Here is a 19,860-nt window from a genome sequence, read left to right as displayed (position 1 = left end):
GAGCAGGGCGGAGCTGACGCGATTACGCGACGTCCGCCGCGCATCTCATGCTTGTGCGCCGAGGAAGACGGTGTGCCGCCGCGCATCTCCCGTGAGTTACGCAGTGGCGACGACGCACGGCCGTGCATCTCCCGTGCGGTTCGACTGAGTGCGCGGCCGCCGTTCATCTACCGTCCTTCGCTGATCCGGCGGATCGCTCGCGCGAGGTGGCATGGGCGCGGGCGGCGGCGTAGCTTCTCCGTCGTCCGCCACTAACCGAAGAACATCACGCAGGAAGCAGATATGCCGAACATCGTTCCGGGAACCGTGCTCGTGACCGGCGCCAGCTCGGGAATCGGGGAGGCTTGCGCGCGCGCCTTCGCCGCGCTGGGCAGCCGCCTAGTGCTGGCCGCCCGCCGCACCGACCGCCTGGAGGCGCTGGCCGCCGAGCTGCGCGGCGCCCACGGCACCGAGAGCCACCTGATGGAGCTGGACGTGCGCGACGTGGGCGTGGTGACGCGGGTGTTGGCCGCCCTGCCGCCCGAGTGGGCGGAGATCGACGTGCTGGTCAACAACGCCGGCCTGGGCCGCGGCACCGAGAAGGTCCACGAGGCCAGCAGCGCCGACTGGGACGAGATGATCGACACCAACGTGAAGGGCCTGCTGTACGTGACTCGCTCGGTGGTGCCGGGCATGGTGGCTCGGGGGCGGGGCCACGTGGTCAACATCGGCTCGCTCGCCGGGCACGAGGTGTACCCCGGCGGCGCGGTGTACTGCGCCACCAAGCACGCGGTGGACGCCATCACCCGGGGGCTGCGGCTGGACCTGCTGGGCACGGGCGTGCGCGTGAGCACGGTGGACCCGGGGATGGTGGAGACCAACTTCAGCGTGGTGCGCTTCAAGGGCGACGAGGACCGCGCGAAGAAGGTCTACGCCGGCATGACGCCGCTGGGGCCGGACGACGTGGCCGACGCGGTGGCCTGGTGCGCCACCCGCCCGCCGCACGTGAGCATCGACGAGGTCATCCTGAAGCCCGTGGACCAGGGCTCCACCACCATCGTCCACCGGGCGAAGTAGCCCGCGTCCGCCAGCCGCGGAGAGGAGGACGATGTTCTACCTGCGGCTAGCCGCGGCCATGCTGGGCTTCGTGGCCGCCAGCGTGTACGGCCTGGCGATCGCGCTGGTGCGGCGCGACCGCTCGGCGGTGGCGTCGGACTACGCGCGCGTGCTGGCCAGGCTCATGTGCCCGCCGCTGGGGCTGCGGCTGACCGTGCAAGGGGCCGAGAACCTGACCGCGCACCGGCCGTGCGTGTTCATCGGCAACCACCAGAGCGCGCTGGACGTGCCCATCCTGGCGAGCGTCTTCGCGCCCGGCTCGGTGGTGATCGCCAAGAAGGAGGTGGGCGCCGTGCCCTTCTTCGGCTGGCTGTACACGTCCACCGGCAACCTGCTGATCGACCGCGCGGATACCAGCCAGTCCGTGGGCCGCCTGCACGAGGCCGAGGAGGCGATCCGCGACCGCCGGGCCGCCGTGTGGATCTTTCCCGAGGGCACGCGCGGCCCGGGCGACGGCACCATGCTGCCGTTCAAGAAGGGCGGCTTCCAGATGGCGGTCCGCACCGGCGCGCCGCTGGTTCCCGTGGTCATCTCTCCTCTCAAGCCCAACTTCGACATCTCCACCCGCACGCTCCGCCCCGGCCCCGTGCAGATCCGCGTGCTGGACGCGATCCCCACGGACGGGCTGACGGAAGCGGACATCCCGGCGCTGATGGAGATGGCGCGGGGGCGGATGGAAGGGGCGTTGGGGGAGGGGCCCTCACCCGGCTCGTAAAACTCGCCTGCCCTCCCCGCAAGCGGGGGAAGGCACGGCTTCCACGGCTGCCGCCCTTCCCAGGTTCTGCGGCCGCCGCCCTCGCTGCTCACGCGGTGGCAACTCGCGCTACGCGCTGCGGGGGGGGCGGGTCGAGAGGCGGCGGAGCGAGGCTGGTGGTCGCGCGGCGCCGTCCGTCGCTCGGCTTGGAACGCTGTCGCGACTTCATCTTCCGACACGTCTGCCTCGTCAGGTTTCCGGTAATCGGAAGATGCTGGGCGGACTGTAGATGCGAGGCGGGGATGGACGGTCGGCGTGGTCGGCCGCTGGTCATCTCCCGTTCGTGCGTCTCGTGCTCCCCGGCGGATGCGCGGCGTGGTCGCGCGACTTGCCGCCGTCGGCGCGGGGAGCGTAGCTTTCCGACACACCCGCGGGCATCGAGCTTTTCCCGCGCGTCCCCGTCGAACCCTCTCCCGCGCTACCGCCCGCCATGCCCACGCGGCGCTCGTTCGAACGCCGGCTCCGGCTCTCGCTGGTGCTGTTCTCGCTGCTCCCCGCGCTGCTGCTGGTGGGCGTGGGCACCCTCGTCGTGTCCGAGGCCGTCGCGCTCACGGACAGCGCGGGCGCATGGACGCGCGCGGGCGCCAGCGGACGCGAGCTGCTGGAGCGCGCCGAGCGCTCGGGCGACCCCGCGCTCGTGCAGGCCGCGCGTGCGCACCGCGCGGAGCTTTCGGACTCGGTGCTCCAGAGCCGCCGGTGGGAGTTCCTGATCGGGCGGGCGCTGGTGCTCATTCCGCTGCTGGCGCTGCTGGTGGGGGCGCTGCTCTTCTGGCTGGCGGTGCGGGCGGCGCGGGGCATGGCGCACGGGCTCTCGCGGCCGGTGGACGAGCTGGTGGGCTGGGCCGGCCTGGTCGCCCGCGGCGAGCCGCTGCCCGACGCGCCCGCCGAGCGCCCGGACGAGACGGGCGAGTTCGGCGTGCTGCGCGAAGCCTTCCGGAAGATGGTGAGCGAGCTGGAGGCGTCGCGCGCGCGGGAGCTGGAGGACGAGCGCATGCGCACGTGGATCGCCATGGCGCGGCGGGTGGCGCACGAGCTGAAGAACCCGCTCACGCCCATGCGCCTGGCCGTGCGCACGCTGGAGCGCGCGGGCGCGGGTGGCGAGGCGGAGCGCGAGGCCCTGGAGGTCATCGCCGCCGAGTCCGCGCGGCTGGACGAGCTGGCGCGGGGCTTCGCGCAGTTCGGCCGCCTGCCCGAGGGCCCCAGCAGCGAGATCGACCTGCGCGAGATGATGGACTACCTGCTGCGCACCCACCTTCCGCCGGACGTGACGCCGCGGCTGCGCGCGCCGGTGGACCTGCCGCCCATCGTGGGGAACCACGACGCGCTGTCGCGGGCGTTCAGCAACCTCCTGCTCAACGCGGGCGACGCGGTGGGCAACGCGGGCGCGGTGACCGTGATCCTCAGCTCGCGCGAGGGGCACGTGGAGGTCCGCGTCCTCGACAGCGGTCCCGGCATCCCCGCCGAGAACCTGGAAGCCATTTGGGAGCCGGACTTCACCACCAAGTCGCGCGGGACCGGCTTGGGCCTGGCCCTCGTCCGCCAGACGGTGCAGGCGCACGGCGGCCGCGTGGGCGCCCGCAACCGCCCCGAAGGCGGCGCCGAGTTCCGCGTCCTCCTCCCCGCCGCCGTCCGCGACTCCGCCAACGGCGCTCCGAAGGCGGTCTAGCTCAGCGCCGTGATCGGTTCGATCACGGCCGATGCACTCCGAGCGATCAGGGCCAGGCTCGGGAGATGCGCGGCCTCTCGCAGTTCCGGTGTCGGGAACGCGCGGAAGCATCCGCCCGCACCACCCGTCGTCCGCAGGACGACCGCAGTTCCCAGCCGGGCGTTTCATACGCCCGGCTGACGCGGCGACGCATCTGCGGAATCGCGTTTGGGCCGTGGCGACGCCATCCGCCTCTGTCGCATCCCGCGTAACCGTCGCCAGCGTCGACAGATCGGCTGCTGCCGGTGGATTCGGGCGCCGTTCCGCGCCTCATCTCCCGACGCGCTTTGAAGCGGTTCTGCGGAACGCGGCTGCCGGTCCGCGGGTAGCCTGCCCATCTCCCGCGCACCCCGCGCAGCGCAGCCGCACGCTTCCCGCATCCCCCCGCCCGATGTCCTCCACCATCCTGATCGTAGACGACGAGCCCAACATCCGGCGCATGCTGGGGGCGCTGCTGCGCGCCGAGGGCTTCCGCACGCGCGAGGCGGGCAGCGGGCGCGGCGCCCTGGCCGAGGTGATGGCCGAGGAGCCCGACGCCGTGCTGATGGACCTGTACATGGCCGACGAGACGGGCCTGGACGCGCTGCCCAAGCTGCGCGAGGCCGCGCCGGAGCTGCCGGTGGTGATGATGAGCGGCAAGGCGTCGCTCTCCGACGCGGTGCGGGCCACCAAGCTGGGCGCCTTCCACTTCATCGAGAAGCCGCTCACCCCCGAGGCGGTGCTGCTCACCCTCCGCTCCGCGCTGGAGCTGCGTAAGGCGCGCGAGATGAACCGGGCGCTGCGCGAGGAGCTGGGCGAGGGCGAGGAGATGGTGGGCCGCAGCGCGCCCATCAAGGCCGTGCGCGAGATGGTGGACCGCGTGGCGCGGACGGACGCCCGCGTGCTCATCACCGGCGAGAGCGGCACGGGCAAGGAGGTGGTCGCGTCGGCCATCCACCGCATGTCGCCGCGGGCGGCCGGGCCGTTCATCCGCCTGAACTGCGCCGCCATCCCCCGCGACCTGGTGGAGAGCGAGCTGTTCGGGCACGAGAAGGGTTCGTTCACCGGCGCCACCGAGCGGCGGCGCGGGCGGTTCGAGCTGGCCAGCGGCGGCACGCTGTTCCTGGACGAGATCGGCGACCTGAGCCTGGAGGCGCAGGCCAAGCTGCTCCGCGCGCTGGAGGCGGGCGAGATCGAGCGCGTGGGCGGCTCCGAGGTGATCTCTGTGGACGTGCGCATCCTGGCCGCCACCAACAAGGAGCTGCGGGGCGAGGTGGCCGCGGGGCGGTTCCGCGAGGACCTCTTCTTCCGCCTCAACGTGATCCCGCTGCACCTTCCGCCGCTGCGCGAGCGCCGCGACGACGTGCCGCTGCTGGTGGATCACTTCCTCGCCCGCAACCGCGCGCGCACGGGCCTGCGCCCGCCGAGCCTGGACGCGGGGGCGATGGACGCGCTGGCGCGGCACGCGTGGCCGGGCAACGTGCGCGAGCTTGCGAACATCCTGGAGCGCCTGGCGATCCTGCACGCGGGCAGCGACGTGAGCGCGGCCGAGATCCGGGGCATGCTGGCCGGCTCCGCCCCCGCGCAGGCCGCCGACGTGAACGCATACCGGCACGACGACGCCCGCTCGCTGCCCGACCGCCTGGACGACTACGAGCGCCAGCTCCTGTCCGGCGCGCTGGATCACGCCGACGGCAGCGTCGCCGAGGCCGCGCGCCGCCTCCAAACCGACCGCGCCAACCTCTACCGCCGCATGCGCCGCCTTGGCATCGAACGGTAGGTTTCGGCACGGCCTCAGGGATGCCGGCAACTCACCGAACGGGATGGACGATGCGCCTGCTGGCGACAATCTTCGACCTTCTGCGCTACTCGCTGCCGACTCCTGGCGGCGCGGGGGTCGCCGTGTCGCTCATCGCGGCTGGGTTGCTCGCGGCCCGGCGGCAGGATTTACGGTCGCATCCGCCGGGCTCGCCGCACTGGTTGGAGATGCTGCTCTTCTTCGCCGGCCCGCTCGTGTCGTCGTGTTTGGAGCCGTGGAATACGGGGCAGAGCAGGGTCTTCGTGCGGATCGGACGCCGTGGCGGCAGGTGGTGCTGATCGCGCTTGCGATTGCGCAGGCGGCCTTGGTGCTCTACCTGATCCACCGCCACCAGGCAAGGAAGGCGGTGGTGTGGTTTCTCGGTCTGCTGGCGCTGCTCTGGACGGCGTCGTCGTTCCTAGTCGCCGGAATGGCCATCGTGGACGACTGGATTTGACCTTCGTTCGGGCGGAGCCCTTCGTCCGGTCGAGGTTCTACTTGTGACGCGGGAGGGGACACCTGCGTCGGTAAACCGTGTCAGTGGGACACGAGGACACGAAGGCGGGCGATGGAGATGATGCGGTAAGTGTTTGGTGCGAAGCGAGATGGCAGAAGGGTGGGGCGGGGCACGGGGCGTGCCTTTGCAGAGGGCGCACACCGCAGGCTCCGCAGCACTCGAATCCTCCCGGAGGACATCATGTTCAGGTACGGCATCATCGGCCTTTCCGCCGCGCTCCTGCTCGCCGCACCCGCGGCCGCGCAGCAGGGCGGGGGCCGCGACACGGTTCCGGGCACCATCGGCCAGGCGGACCTTCCCGCCGACGCGGCCGAGCGGCTGACGGCTTTCTTCAACGACCCCGAGACCATCCACTTCAGCGGCCGCACCCGCATCCCCGCCGACCGCACGGTGCAGGGCGACGTAGCGGTGCTGGGCGGGCCGGTGACCATCGCCGGGCGCATCGAGGGGCGGCTGGTGGTGATCAACGGCGACGTGGAGCTGCTTCCCGGCGCCGTCATCACCGGCGACCTCACCGTCGCAGGCGGCCGCGTCACGGGCGAGGACCAGGCCCGCATCGGCGGCGAGATGGTGGCGTACTCGCAGCCGCTGCCCCTGGAGCGCCGCGGCGACCGCATCGTCCTGCGCGGCGGCGAAGGGCGCGCCCGGGCCGGCATCACCCTCCACGCCGGCGGCGGCGAGGGGGACGACGACGGGGAAGCCATGCGCGAGACGGGCCGCCACGGGCGCGCGGACTTCGTGGTCGCCACGGGCCAGAGCTACAACCGGGTCGAGGGGCTGCCCATCACCTTCGGCCCCATCATCGAGACGTCGGGCGCGAACCCGCTGCGGATCAGGGCGCAGGCCATCTACCGAACCGAGGAGGGGCTGGCGGTGGGCCCCGGCCGCTGGGGATACGACGTGCGCGTCGAGCAGTTCCTGGGCGGCGAGCGCGCCTTCCGCGTGGGGGCCAGCGTCCGCTCGGTCGTGGACCCGATCGAGGCGTGGCACCTGACCAAACTGGAGAACGGCCTGGCCACCTTCTTCCTGCACCGCGACTACCGCGACCACTACCAGCGCGAGGGCTGGAGCGCCTACGCGACCCTCGCCCCCCAGGGCTCGCCGCTGTCGCTCACGGGCGAGTTCCGCTCGGAGAGCAACGAGAGCCTTCCGTCCGGCAGCCCGTGGACGATCTTCAAGAACGACGACCCGTGGCGCGCGCAGCCGCTGGTGGGCGAGGGGCGGCTGAAGACGGCCTCGCTGACCGGGGCGTGGGACACGCGCAGCGGCGCGGAGGACCCCTCCACCGGCTGGTTCGTCTCCGGCATGCTGGAGCGCTCCATCGACAGCCGGCTCACGCGGCCGGCCGCCGTGGTGCGCACCGCCGGCGGGCCGGACCTGCTGATTCCCGCGGAGACGTTCGGCGACTTCACGGCGGGCACGGTGGACGTGCGGCGCTACAACCGCATCAGCCCCAACTCGCGGCTCAACCTGCGCCTGCTGGCGGGCGGCGCGCTCACCGGCGGGCGGCTGCCCCCGCAGCGGCAGCACGCGCTGGGCGGCGAGGGCTCGCTGCCGGGCTACGGCCTCTTCTCGCTGGACTGCGGCGCCCGCCGCACCCGCGTGCAGCGCCCCGGCGACGTGGCCGCGGGCGACGACCGGGTCCCCTCGTTCTACACCGGCTACGGCTGCGACCGCTTCGCGCTGGCCCAGGCCGAGTACCGCGGCAACCTCAGCTTCCACTTCGACTGGTCCGGCGACGACGACGGCGACGACGCCTACGTCGCGGCCGAAGACGGCGAGGCGGAGACCGCGGCCGCGCCGCGCCGCTACCACGGCCGCAGCTGGAACGCGGACTTCGGATGGGTGGTGTTCAGCGACGTGGGCCGGGCCTGGCAGAACGGAACCGGGAGCGACGAGGAGACCGCGGTGGACCTGGGGCTGGGGGTGCTGCTGGGCAAGGTGGGCATCTACGGGGCCGTGCCGCTGAACGGCGACGGACGCGGCCTGAACGTCTTCGTCCGCCTCGCCCCGCGCTTTTGACCTTCGCGCTCCGCCGCGCTCCGGCGCTCCGGCTCGCCCTGTGCCTCTGCGCCGCGGCCCTCCCGGCCGCGGCGCAGAGGCCGCTCGCCGTGGGGCTGGCGGGCTCCCAGGCGGGGTGGCGGCCGGTGGTGTCGGCGCACGGCGTGCTGGACGACCCCGCGCTGCGCGACGCGCTGTCGCAGGGGCTGCCGCTACGCTTTCACCTGCGCGTCGAGCTGTGGCACAAGGGCACGTTCGACGCGCTGGAGGGCTCGCAGGAGATCTCGCTGGCCGTCCTGCGCAGCACGCTGGAGCCGGGCTACACGCTGGACACCGGCCGCTCGGAGCAGCGGTTCGCCACCCTGCGCGAGGTGGACGAGGCGCTGCAGGGCGCCTTCGCCTCCACGCTGCACGCGTCCGGCGGCGGCCGGTACTACTACCTCGCCACGCTCGACGTGGAGACGCTCTCGCTCTCCGACATCGACGAGCTGCGCCGCTGGCTCCGCGGCGAAGCGCGCCCGGCGGTGGAGGGCCGCGCGCCCGTGGGCCGTGCGGTGGGCCGGGGTCTCCGCCGCGCCTTCATCCGCCTCCTGGGCCTCCCCACGCGCCACTACACGGTCCGCTCGCCGTTCTTCTCCCCCCGCGCCCGCACCATCCCCGTCCCGCCCGCCCCAGCTCCCCACGAGTAGCCCCCATCAAAGGTGTGTCCGGTAGATGAACGGCCGGCAGACGAACACCGGTTGATGAGCATCGGTCGATGCACATCGCCAGATGAACGGCCGACAGATGATATGAATCGGCAGATGAGCATCGGTCGATGGCCACTGTCGATGAACCTCTGTCGATGAACACCATGGACCGTCATCCGACATCTCCGGCGACTGTAGATTCGAGGGCCGGCGAATCCGGGAAGAACGGCGGACAACCCGCATGTTGCCAGATGGGAACGCAGGATGCCGCCGACGACATCCCCCCACTGCCGCGCCGCCCGCTTAAGCTCCTCCGCGCCGGGCGGATCCTATGTCCAACCCTCGTCCAAGCTCGGTCCGGAACACGCGACCCTGGCGGAAACGCGTCCGACCCTGCATCTTCCTCGCGTTCCGGGCGGAACGCATGCCGCCCCGCCCGAGAACGCCCGCCCGCGGCTTCCGCCGCACGGGAGCCGATCCGCTTCCGCGTCCGCTGTCACAGACCATCCCGCTCCCGACCCGATCCGCCGTTCGTTCACGGCCCTTCGTCTCGCCTCGCGCATCCATCGCTCGTGTTGTTCCCGAACGGGAACGCAGATGCCGCTTCGGACCGCCGCCTCGCCCGGCACCGCGGCGTCGATGGCGCGCTAAACACCAATCCGGCAAGTGGTTGCGTGCGATGCCCTGCGTGGCATGCGGGGTGCATTCGAGTACGTCGCGAACGGTACGTCGCGTTCCCGCCCGGCAACGCCGCCAGTAGCCCCTCAACCGTCAATCATAAACGAGCGGATTCCCGGCACGAGCCGCCGGGCCGGCCGCGCGCGAACCTCCGCTGCGAGGGGTTCGCGACAATCCGACTGATCGAGAGCCTCGCCCACATGCAGCCCGCACCGCACCGCACGCCCACGCCCCGCCCCGCCCGGAGAGCCGCCAAGGCCCTCCTGCGCGGCGTGCTCGCGTGCCTGGGGCTGCTGTGCGCCCGGCCGGCCGCGGCGCAGCTGGCGTCGTTCCAGACCTTCGAGGGCGCGTACGACTACGTGGCGGGGGCGCAGACCATCCGCACCAACAGCAACGCCAGCGACGCCTGTGCGGTGTCGGGGACCAACACGAACACCAGCGTCACCATCAGCGGCATCCCCGCGGGCGGCACGGTGTTCAAGGCGTACCTGTACTGGGCTGGCTCGGGCGCCACGGTGGACAACACGGTCACCTTCAACGGCACCAGCCGCACGGCGGACCGGACGTTCACCAACACCTTCCTCTACAACGGCAACACGCTTCGCTACTTCGGCGGCGAGAAGGACGTGACGGCGTTCGTCACCGGCAACGGCACGTACACGCTGCGCGGCCTTACCGTGGCCACGGCCGACGTGAACGGCGCCGCGTACTGCTCGCTGCAGACGGTGTACGGCGGGTGGAGCCTGCTGGTGATCTACAACGTGCCGGGGGCGGCGGTGCAGCCGCGCCGCATCAGCCTGTACGACGGCATCTTCCCCGTGCGCCAGGCATCGCAGACCATCACGCTCACCAACTTCCTGGCGCCCGCCGCCCCGGCCGGGCGCATCACCGCGCTGGTGTTCGAGGGCGACCCGGACCAGACGGGCGACGCCACCAACGCAGAGGCGCTGAGCTTCAACGGCACCGGGCTCACCGACGCGCAGAACCCGTCGCAGAACGCGTACAACTCCACCGTGAACGGCACGGCGAACGTGTACGGCGTGGACCTGGACGGATACGACGTGGCCTCGCGCATCGCGGCGGGGGCGCGCACCGCGACGGTGAACTTCTCGTCCGGCACCGACCTGGTGCTGCCGGAGTACATCGTCACCTCCATCGCCGTCTCGCTGGCGAACGTGACGCCCGACGGGGGCACCATGCTGCGGCTGCCGGGCACCTCCAGCCAGGTCTTCGCGGTCGAGAACCCGTCGCTCTCGGGCGACAACTTCGACCTGCTGGCCGACGTGGCCGACACGTCGGTGGTGCGCATCGACTCCATCAAGGGAACCGGCATCGCCTCGCCCGCGCCGCGCGACAGCGCGCGGGTGTTCCTGAACGCGAACACGACCACGAACTACACCGTCTACTACACGGTGAAGATGGGCGCCACCAGCACGCGCGACATCGTGCTCACCGCCCGCGCCGTGAGCCGGCCCACGCTGGCGCGCGACACGGGCTACGTGACCGTGCAGCGCGTGCGGCCCACGCTGGGGCTCACGAAGACGGTGAGCCCCAACAACACGCTGGCCCCGGGCACCGACCTCACGTACACGCTGAAGACGAACAACACGGGCAACTTCGCCGCCACCGGCGTGGTGGTGGTCGACTCCGTCCCGTCGCAGACGATGTTCAAGCTGGGCACGCCCACGCAGTCGCTGCCGGCGGGCGTGACCGCGGCCGTCCAGTACTCGGCCGACGGCAGCACCTGGGGCTACACGCCGGTGTCGGCCGCCTGCTCTGCCCCCGCCGGCTTCGACGCGTGCGTGAAGAAGCTGCGCTGGGTCTTCACCGGCAGCCTGCCGGCCGACGCGGTGACCTCGCTCAGCACCCTGACGTTCGTGGCGCGAATACGCTGACCCGTCCCTCCCGCCCGCTCCCGATCCACCTCACCCATCCCGCACGTTCCCGCACCGGAACCGATTCCGGCGCCGCGGGGGGAACACACCCTTTCCGAGGCGTGTTCCCGAACGGGAACGAGCGTGCCGAAAGAGGACCGGCGGATACGCCGCCGCCCGTCAGGAAAATGGCGCAGGTGTTGGGGTTTTCTGCAGATGCGATAGGGCACGGTGAGTGCATTTCGGGTGGGCTCGTGAAGCATCCCGCCCGATGGACACTTCCCGGCTCACAAGACACACACCACACGCTGAACCGTTCGGCGTTCCACCGCCGGCCGAGGCCGGCATTCTTCACCCAGGAGGCACCATGAAGCTCCGTACCCGTCTCGTCTCCCTGCTGGCGGTCGCCCTGGCGGCCGTTCCCGCGACGGCCCAGCGCACCGCGCCGGGGAACCCGATGACCATCACCGCCACCAACGTGACGGCGGCCGCCGAGGCCGCCCGCGGCGCCCCGCGCCGCGACGCCTCCCTGCGCGGCGGCGACGTGGTGCGCTACCGGCTGGCCTTCACGAACCCCGGCGCCGGCGCCGTGCGGAGCGTGGTGCTGGCCGACCCGATCCCCGCCGGCCTGCGCATGGTGGCGGGCTCGGCGACCGCGAGCCGTTCCGACGCTCGCGTGGAGTACTCGGCCGACGGAGGCAGGACCTTCTCCGCGCAGCCGATGGAGACCGTGACCGTGGAGGGCCGCCAGGTCCGCCGCCCGGTCGCGGCAGAGAAGTACACGAACGTTCGCTGGACCGTCGACGGCGCTGTGGCCCCGCATGCCACCGTCACGGCGGAGTTCGAGGCCCGCTTGGATGCCGCGCCCCGGGCGTCGGGTGCCGCGGCCGCTCCCGCGGCCGGCACGAGCGGGCTCTAAGTTCCCATCCCCCCATCACACATTAGGAACCCTGCAATGAACAAGACCCTGAAGGGCCTGGCGCTTGCCGCGGCGCTGCTCGTCCCGCTGTCGGCGGGCCGCGCTGCCGCGCAGACGCTGACGCCGGAAGGCACCGTGATCACCAACACGGCCACGGCCAGCTACACCGACGCCAACGGAAACACCTACACCAACGTCACCGCCAGCGCGAGCGTGACGGTCGGCTTCCTCGCGGGCGTCGACGCGCAGTCGCCGGCCACCGTGACGCCGGCCAGCCCCAGCACCGGCAACCAGCTCGGCTTCACCGTGGTCAACACCGGCAACGGCACCGACAGCGTGAACGTGGCGTTCAGCGTTCCGTCGGGCATCACCGTGACCGGCTACAAGATCGGCGCGACCACGTACACGACGCTCACGGCGCTGGACTCGGCGCTCTCCAACACGCCGGTCGCGCAGGGCGGCAACGTGGTGGTCACCGTCATCTACACGGTGGCACCGGGCAAGGGCGGCACGACGAACCCGATCACCATGACGGCCACGTCGCTGCGCACCCCGGCCACGAACGACCCGACCACCACGAGCATCAACCCGCCCGTGTCGGCCGCCGTGACCGTGACCCCGGACAACGGCACGGCCAGCCGCCTGCCCAGCAACGGCACGCAGTACTCCGAGACGTTCGTCGTCACCAACAACGGCAACGCGGCGGACACCTATACGCTGGCCGGCAGCACCACCGGCGCCACGCTGACCATCATCTCGGTCAACGGCACCGCCGGCACCGGCAGCAGCGTGTCGCTCGCCGCGGGCGCCTCGGCGAACGTGACGGTGGTCTACACCGTGGCGAACAACGCCTCGGCCGGCACCACGGCCCCGCTGGGCCTGCTGGCGACGTCGAGCAACAACGCCGCCATCAGCGACCCGGGCAGCTACACCATCACGGTGGTCAAGGCGCAGCTCACCATGGCCAAGACCGCGTACAAGGACGACCAGACCACGACGATCAACAACACCACCGATCGCGTGCTCCCCGGCCAGTACATCCAGTACAAGGTCGCCGTGACCAACGCAGGCACGGCCGCGGCCCAGACCATCTCGGTCTCGGACCCGCTTCCGAGCGAGGTGACCTACCAGTCGGCGAGCGGCGACGCGGCCGGGTGGACGATCAGCAACGTCGCCGGCACGGTGACGGGCGCGCTCACGGGCACGCTGGCGCCCGGCGCCACGCGCTACTTCTGGATCCGCGTGCAGGTCAAGTAGTCCAGCCCTGACTCTCACAGGGTTCCGAATGCTTCCTGAGCCGCTCCGCTCGCTCGCGCTTCGCGCCGCCACCCGCCGGGGGATCTCTCCCCGGTGGGTGGGGGTGCTTGCGTGCGCGGTGCTCGGGGCGGCTCCGGCGGCGGCGCAGGGGGTGCGGGCCCCCACGCCGGACACCCTGCGGATCACCAACACGGCGACCCTCACCTACAAGGGCGAGGACGGCGTGGACGGGAAGGCGAGCTCCAGCGCGCAGGTGGTGCTGGAGCAGACGGCCGGGGTGGCGCTGGAGCCGCCCCGCGAGGCCGTGGTGGTGCCCGGCAGCCGGAGCGTGTTCGCGCACCGGCTCACCAACGTGGGCACCGGCCAGGACCGCTTCGTTCTCGAAGCGGCGGGGCCGGCCGGCTGGAGCGCGGCGCTCTGGCGGGACGTGGACGGCGACGGGGCGCTGGGCCCCCGTGACGTCGTCATCTCGGGACCCCTGGCGCTGGGCCAGGGCGAAAGCGCCGCGGTGCTGGCGGTGGTCGACGCGCCGGCCAACGCGGCGGACAGGTCGAAGGCGACGGTAGGCATCAAGGCGACGTCGCTGCTCAACGCGGCGGCAACGACCTCGGTGTCCGACATCCTCACGGTGCACCTGCCCGTGGCGACGCTGTCGCTGGGCAAGACGGTGGACCGGCCGCTCGCGACCTCGGGCGACACCCTCACCTACACGCTGGCGTGGGCGAACCACGGCGACGGCGCCACGGGAGATGCGCGGCTGGACGACCCGCTCCCGGAGGGCCTCCGCTTCGTGCCCGGCTCGCTGGTGCTCGCCGGCCACGCCGTGACCGACTCGGCCGACGCCGACGCCGGCTCGGTGAGCGACGGGGCGGGGCGGCAGACGGTGCACCTGCACATCGGGCCGGTGGCTCCGGGCGACTCGGCCACGGCCAGCTTCCGCGCCACCATCGGCGCGGGCGCCGCGGCCGGCGCGCTTCGCAACGTGGCACGCGTGACGTGGGACAGCGTGGCGGTGGAGTCGCCCACCACCGTGACCTCGGTGAGGTACCCGTCGCTGCAGCTGCGCAAGGAGCGCACGGGCGCCGACACGGTGCGGGTGGGCGGCGAGGTGGGCTTCCGCCTCAGCTACGCGAACCTCTCCGCCGACGTGGCGATCCGCGACCTGGTGCTGGTCGACTCGCTCCCCGGCATCCTCTCCTTCGTCTCGGCCAGCATCCAGCCCGAGGTCGATGGCCAGGTGCTGCGCTGGCACCTGGGCACGCTCGCGCCCGGCGGGTCCGGCGTGATCGAGCTGGTCACGCGCGCCGGGATGCCGGCGGGTGGCCAGCCGGTGGCGTCGGTGATCAACCGCGTCACCGGCCGCGGCGCCAACGTGGAGGCCGTCTCGGCCGTCGCCGCGGCCATGCAGGTGGCGGCGTTCAAGGGCGACGAGCTGAAGATCACGAAGAGCACCGGCGTGCTCGAGGCCGGGCCGGGCGACGCGATCCCTTACGTGCTCACGCTGCGCAACGCGGCCGCCGCCCCGCTGCAGGGCATCGAGGTGCGCGACGAGCTTCCGGCCAACGTGAAGCTGGTGCAGGGCTCGCTCCAGGGCGCCGACTCCATGCGCGTGTCCGGCCGCGACCTGCGCATCTGGTGGGCGGGCCCGCTGCCCGCCGGCGGGCAGCACGTCGTTCGCTACGGCGTGGTCGTGCTCACCGCCGGTCGCGGCAGCATCGCCAACCGCGCCTGGGCCCGCGCCGAGGGCGGCGCCGTTCGCAGCGACACGGCCGTCGCCACCGTGCGCGCCCGCCGCGGCTTCGCCATGCAGCAGCGGTCGCTGGTGGGCAAGGTGTGGATCGACCTGAACGACGACGGCCGCCAGCAGCCCGGCGAGCCCGGCGCCGCCGGCGTGGAGATCTGGAGCGCCGACGGCCAGGTGGTCACCACCGACCGCGAGGGCCGCTACTCCATCGCCGACATCCAGCCCGGCACGCAGCTCCTCCGCCTCGACACCGTGGGCGTGGCCCGCGGCTACGTGGTTGCCGGGCGCGGCGGCGACCAGCGGGTGGTGCGGATGGACGGCTGGACCCTCCCCGAAGCCAACTTCCGCCTGGTGCCGCGCCCCGGCTTCGTGCCGCCCGCGACGACCACGACGGCGGTTTCGGTGGATTCGATCGTTCCCGCGGCTCCGGCCACGGTGGACAGCGCGCCGCTGACCGTCGCCCCCGCCACCTCCGCGCCGCTCCCCGAGCGCGCAGCGGCGGATGCGCAGCCGCCGGTCGACGCGGCCCTGGCGGCCTGCCCGGTGGGCGAGCGCCCGTCCGTCGCCACGCTTCCGGCGATGCTGAACGTGCCGGCGCGGCGCGCGGCGGTCGCATCTTCCGTCCGTCCTTCGGCCGGCGGACCGTCCGCCGCCGCGCCGGTGATCGGCGCCGCGTCCGCCGTCTCGGCAGCGATGGCCCCGGCGCGGACTGCGGCTTCGGCGGCCGGTTCGGCGGCTCGGACGACGGCGGGCGGCTCGCCCGCTTCGGGCTCGACGACATCGACCGCATCTGCTCCATCCGCGTCCTCCGCCGCGGCGCCGGTCGTGACGACCGCGTCCGACGTGGCGGCCGATTCGGCGGCGCGCGTGCAGCCGCTGCGTACGGCGGCGGAGCGCGAGGCGGAGAAGAGGGGCGAGCTGCTGGGCGGCCCGTCGGTGCAGATCTTCGCGCCGGCGGACGGCGCGGTGGTGGGCACCAACCGCGTCTACGTGGGCGTGCGCGGCGAGCCCGGCGCGGCGGTGCAGGTCTTCGACGGCGGGCGCAAGGTGGGCGAGGCCAACCTGCGGCCCGATGGCGTGATGGACTTCGTGGGCATCGAGCTGGCGCCCGGCCCGCACCGCCTGCGGGTGGAGATGAAGAACTCGTGGGGCACCGAGCGCTGGGACAGCGTGGCCGTGCACCGCTCGGGCGACCCCGTGCGCATCGAGGCGCTGCCCGCGCCGGTGCTGCACGCCGACGCCCGCGACACCGTGATGGTCGCCGCACGCGTGCTCGACCAGTGGGGCGTGCCGCTGGCCAACCGCCCCCGCATCACCGTGGAGGGACGCGGCGCCACGCTCACGGGCACCGACGCCGACGCCAGCTCGGTCGGCTTCCAGGTCGCCGCCCGGGCGGACGGCACCGTCGCCATCCCCGTCGTCGCCGGCCACTCCGTGGGGCCGGGCGAGATCTCGCTCGCCTCCGGCAAGGTGCACGGGCGCCTGCCGCTGCGCGTCTTCCCCTCCACCCGCAGCCTCTTCGCCACCGGCATCGGCCAGGTGGGCGTGGGCGCCGCGCCCGAGGCGTTCGGCGCGGTGACGGTTCGCGGCGCGTTGGGCAGCGAGACGTCGCTGAGCGTGAGCTACGACTCGCGCCGGAGCAGCGACAACAACGACTTCTTCGCCCGCGGCTACGACCCGCTGGACGAGAGCCGCTACCCCACGCTGGGCGACGGAAGCGACCGGCGCGTGCTCTCGGCCTCCACGCAGAGCGTGTCGGCGCGGCTGGAGCGCGGCTTCGACTGGCTGGAGCTGGGCGACATCAACACGTCGGGCTTCGGCGGCGGGGCACAGCTGGGCGGCTACCAGCGCTCGCTCACCGGCGTGGGCGCGCGCGTCGCGACCGGCGCCGTGGTCTGGCGCGCCTTCGGCAGCCTCACCGACCAGGCGCTGGTGCAGCGCCAGCTTCGCGGCGACGGCACGTCGGGCCCCTACAAGCTGGGCTCCAACGTGCGCCCCGGCACCGACATCGTGGCCGTGGAGATCCGCGCCCGCGAGAACGCCGCCCGCGTGATCAGCCGCGTGGAGCTGCAGCGCTTCGTGGACTACCAGATCGACTACGTCAGCGGCGAGGTGCTGCTGGAGCGCCCCGTCCCCGCCGCCACGGCCGAGGGCGACCCCGTGTACGTGGTCGCCACGGTCGAGAGCCGCTCGGGGGGCAAGTCGCAGATGGTGGGCGGCCTGCGCATGGAGGTGGACGCCCGCCGCTGGCTGCGCTCGGCCGGGCTGGACTCGCTGGGGCTGGGCGTGTACGGCGTGCGCGACGCGGCCGAGAACGGCCTGGAGCGCATCTCCCGCAACCTGGCCGGCGCCGACGTGCGCCTGCGCCGCAGCGGCCTGGAGATGGGCGGCGAGCTGATGCGCTCGGCGTCTTCCGACTCTTCCGCCCTCGCCAGCCACGCCGACGTTTCGTGGACCACGTTCGGCGACCGCGCACGGCTGGGCGCCGAGTGGATGCACGTGGGGCAGGGCTTCTCCGGCAGTGCCGACCCGCGCCTCAGCTCGGGCCTGCAGGAGATCCGGCTCTCGGGCGAGGTGAAGGTGGCCGAGGGCTCCACGGTGCGGCTCACGCACGAGCGCGAGCGCTTCGACCAGTACGGCGTGGAGCGCCACAACACGCGCATGCAGCTCCAGCAGTCCGTCCTGGGCCGTACGCTCACGGCCGAGGGCGGCATGGCGAGCGACGTCCAGGCCGACGCCTCGTCGTCGTCCGCCGTCGGCAAGATCTCGTTCTCGCCCGTGGACCGCGTGGACGTGTGGGTGGAGGGCACGCGGAACCTGGACCACCCGGTGGCGCCCGTGGCCGGCCAGGCGGTCGCCCCCGGCCGGCCCAACGAGGTGGGCGCCGGCCTGTCGCTGCGCGTGCTGCCCCGCACCCGGCTGGACCTGGCGCACCGCTGGGTCTCGCTTCCGGGCGACACCGCCCGCGGCTACCAGCTCACCGAGGTGAAGGCGCGCACCGAGGCCATCTTCGGCGGCCAGGTGTACGGCGGCCTCGAGCGGGCGGACGACTCGCGCGCCAGGAACTACCTGGCGCTGGGCTGGGACCAGCACCTCCAGCTGCAGGGCGGCTGGGCCGTGTCGTCGCTCTTCGAGCGCCGCTTCGGGGTGAGCCGCGCCGCGCTGAGCGACCCCAACCGCGCCCTCCCCTTCCCGCAGGCCGAGCCGGACCGCTGGTCCGCCGGGCTGGGGCTGGACTGGGTGCCGGCCGACGGCCGCCCGCGCTTCAGCGCCCACGGCGAGATGCACGACGGCCGCGACACCCGCGGCCACCGCCTGGACCTGGCGGGAGATGCGCCGCTGGGCATCTCCACGGCCCTCCTGGGCCGCAGCGAGTGGCTGCAGCAGTACAACCTGACCGGCAACGGGCTGGAGCAGAGCCGGCGCGACCGCTCGCTGCTGGGCCTGGCCTTCCGGCCGGTGGGCAGCGAGGCGCTGAACGCGCTGGCCAAGGTGGAGTGGCGCCGCTCGCTGAACCCGCTGGGCACCGGCGGCGTGCTGGGCACCGCCGGCGAGGACCGCCGCCTGATCGGCAGCACCGACCTGGTGTGGACGCCGCGCGACGGCACCGAGCTGGCCGCCCGCTACGCCCTGCGCTGGACGCTCGCCGACCCCACGCTGCCCGGCGTGGAGCAGCTGGGGGCCCGCGCCCAGTTCATGGGCCTGCGCCTGGACCGCGAGGTCCGTGGCCCGGTGCGGGTGCGCATGGACGGCCGGCTGCTCACCGTGGGCAGCGGCAACGCGCAGCAGTGGAGCGCCGCCCCGGCGCTCGTGGTCGGCCTGGGCAAGCAGCTGGAGGTGGAGGGCGGCTACCGCTTCGGCAACCTGCTGGACCCGGACTTCGCGGCAGACGGGCACGGGCTGTACGCCACGCTGGGCTTCCACTTCAGCGAGGGCACCTTCGGCAGCGTCGCGGACTTCTGGCGCAAGCGCATCCAATCCAAGTACTAGACGGGGACGGGGATCGGTGGATGGCGGGCGGCGGAGAGCCGCACCTGGTTTTCCTACGTCAAGAAACTGCTCCGCCGAGCTTCGCGGGCGATGCGAAGCGGTTCCGGCGGATCTCGCGGCGGATGATGCTGGAGATACGTCGCCGGAGATGACGGCCCGGCGTCTCATGGTGCCCGGCTCCCCGCGTCCCCCTTCGATTGTCACCTCGCCGGGGATGCGCGGCCGCAACGGCTGTCCGCCCCACATCTACAGCATTCGCGGGTTACACTCCCAGCAGCGCCGTACTTCCAGCCGGGACGCACCCTGCCCACCACCATGAAAGTTCGCGCTCAGCACTGCTGAGGACGCTCCGCCCTTCCCGTCCGCGAACGCGGGAAGAGGGTGCGGGCGGCTTCAGCGCGTCGTGTGCGCGGCGTTCGTGCTGGCTCTGGCGTTCGCACTCCCTTCGCGCGCCACGGCCGCCGCGCTCCCGCTGACGGTGGCGATGACCAGCGATTCGGCGCTCACGCTCGACAGCAACTCCCCCGCCTCCAGCGGGCCGCACGCGATGTACGTGTCGTTCCGCATCGCCAACACGTCGGGCGCGCAGGTGGCGAACCTCCAGGCCACGATCTCCGGCTTCGGGTCGGGGACGGTGCTGTCCGGCGGGCAGGCGGCCATGCAGTACGTGGGCACGCTGGCCGCGGGGGCGTCGCGCACCGTCTACTGGTTCATCACCTACCCCAGCAGCTTCAACGTGCGGAACGTGCTCACCGTCTCGGTCGCGGACGGTGCGGGCGGTACGGCCAGCGGCAGCGGCGCGGTGCGGACGATGTCGATGATCAGCGCGCAGGCGGGGGGGGCTCACCAGCACCAGCAGC

Annotated in this window: 13 protein-coding genes; all 13 read left to right on the top strand. The window is 72.8% G+C overall.

The window, feature by feature from the left end; all coding sequences use genetic code 11:
- Positions 1-282 precede the first annotated feature (282 nt).
- Positions 283-1,056: an SDR family oxidoreductase gene (locus VFE05_09150; GenBank protein ID HET6230222.1), complete on the top strand. Its 774-nt coding sequence runs from the start codon at positions 283-285 to the stop codon at positions 1,054-1,056.
- Between the two features lie 31 nt (positions 1,057-1,087).
- Positions 1,088-1,810, top strand: coding sequence for a lysophospholipid acyltransferase family protein (locus VFE05_09145; protein ID HET6230221.1), 723 nt, complete (start codon positions 1,088-1,090; stop codon positions 1,808-1,810).
- Positions 1,811-2,279: 469 nt separating this feature from the next.
- Entirely contained in the window at positions 2,280-3,515 is a 1,236-nt protein-coding gene (locus tag VFE05_09140) for a HAMP domain-containing sensor histidine kinase (GenBank protein HET6230220.1), read from the top strand.
- A 430-nt stretch (positions 3,516-3,945) separates the two neighbouring features.
- Positions 3,946-5,313, top strand: a complete 1,368-nt coding sequence (locus tag VFE05_09135; protein ID HET6230219.1) for a sigma-54 dependent transcriptional regulator — start codon at positions 3,946-3,948, stop codon at positions 5,311-5,313.
- Between the two features lie 50 nt (positions 5,314-5,363).
- Positions 5,364-5,630 carry a hypothetical protein gene (locus VFE05_09130; protein HET6230218.1) on the top strand — a complete coding sequence of 89 codons (267 nt, stop codon included), beginning with the start codon at positions 5,364-5,366 and terminating at the stop codon, positions 5,628-5,630.
- Entirely contained in the window at positions 5,621-5,788 is a 168-nt protein-coding gene (locus VFE05_09125; protein ID HET6230217.1) for a hypothetical protein, read from the top strand. Before VFE05_09130 ends, VFE05_09125 begins: the two co-directional genes overlap by 10 nt.
- A gap of 240 nt (positions 5,789-6,028) precedes the next feature.
- Positions 6,029-7,870 carry a hypothetical protein gene (locus VFE05_09120; GenBank protein HET6230216.1) on the top strand — a complete coding sequence of 614 codons (1,842 nt, stop codon included), beginning with the start codon at positions 6,029-6,031 and terminating at the stop codon, positions 7,868-7,870.
- Positions 7,867-8,538, top strand: a complete 672-nt coding sequence (locus tag VFE05_09115) for a hypothetical protein (GenBank protein HET6230215.1) — start codon at positions 7,867-7,869, stop codon at positions 8,536-8,538. The genes VFE05_09120 and VFE05_09115 overlap by 4 nt, the downstream gene beginning before the upstream one ends.
- Positions 8,539-9,416: 878 nt before the next feature.
- Positions 9,417-11,111 carry a hypothetical protein gene (locus VFE05_09110; protein HET6230214.1) on the top strand — a complete coding sequence of 565 codons (1,695 nt, stop codon included), beginning with the start codon at positions 9,417-9,419 and terminating at the stop codon, positions 11,109-11,111.
- Positions 11,112-11,457: 346 nt separating this feature from the next.
- On the top strand, positions 11,458-12,009 hold the full coding sequence (locus VFE05_09105) for a hypothetical protein (GenBank protein HET6230213.1): 552 nt from the start codon (positions 11,458-11,460) through the stop codon (positions 12,007-12,009).
- Between the two features lie 36 nt (positions 12,010-12,045).
- Complete coding sequence (locus VFE05_09100) at positions 12,046-13,266, top strand: hypothetical protein (protein ID HET6230212.1); 1,221 nt, start codon at positions 12,046-12,048, stop codon at positions 13,264-13,266.
- Between the two features lie 28 nt (positions 13,267-13,294).
- Positions 13,295-19,000: a hypothetical protein gene (locus tag VFE05_09095; protein ID HET6230211.1), complete on the top strand. Its 5,706-nt coding sequence runs from the start codon at positions 13,295-13,297 to the stop codon at positions 18,998-19,000.
- A gap of 418 nt (positions 19,001-19,418) precedes the next feature.
- The coding region (locus tag VFE05_09090; protein HET6230210.1) for a hypothetical protein at positions 19,419-19,860 on the top strand (442 nt) is incomplete at its 3' end.

The organism is Longimicrobiaceae bacterium (genome assembly GCA_035696245.1).
GTDB lineage: Bacteria > Gemmatimonadota > Gemmatimonadetes > Longimicrobiales > Longimicrobiaceae > DASRQW01.
Note: the sequence above shows the minus strand (reverse complement) of the source record. Positions and strands in the feature narration are given on the sequence as shown.

Bases quoted from the DNA above. Each gene is read 5' to 3' on its own strand.
- VFE05_09120 (HET6230216.1), top strand. From the start codon at position 6,029: ATGTTCAGGTACGGCATCATCGGCCTTTCCGCCGCGCTCCTGCTCGCC.
- VFE05_09150 (HET6230222.1), top strand. From the start codon at position 283: ATGCCGAACATCGTTCCGGGAACCGTGCTCGTGACCGGCGCCAGCTCG.
- VFE05_09145 (HET6230221.1), top strand. From the start codon at position 1,088: ATGTTCTACCTGCGGCTAGCCGCGGCCATGCTGGGCTTCGTGGCCGCC.
- VFE05_09100 (HET6230212.1), top strand. From the start codon at position 12,046: ATGAACAAGACCCTGAAGGGCCTGGCGCTTGCCGCGGCGCTGCTCGTC.
- VFE05_09110 (HET6230214.1), top strand. From the start codon at position 9,417: ATGCAGCCCGCACCGCACCGCACGCCCACGCCCCGCCCCGCCCGGAGA.
- VFE05_09140 (HET6230220.1), top strand. From the start codon at position 2,280: ATGCCCACGCGGCGCTCGTTCGAACGCCGGCTCCGGCTCTCGCTGGTG.
- VFE05_09135 (HET6230219.1), top strand. From the start codon at position 3,946: ATGTCCTCCACCATCCTGATCGTAGACGACGAGCCCAACATCCGGCGC.
- VFE05_09130 (HET6230218.1), top strand. From the start codon at position 5,364: ATGCGCCTGCTGGCGACAATCTTCGACCTTCTGCGCTACTCGCTGCCG.
- VFE05_09095 (HET6230211.1), top strand. From the start codon at position 13,295: ATGCTTCCTGAGCCGCTCCGCTCGCTCGCGCTTCGCGCCGCCACCCGC.
- VFE05_09105 (HET6230213.1), top strand. From the start codon at position 11,458: ATGAAGCTCCGTACCCGTCTCGTCTCCCTGCTGGCGGTCGCCCTGGCG.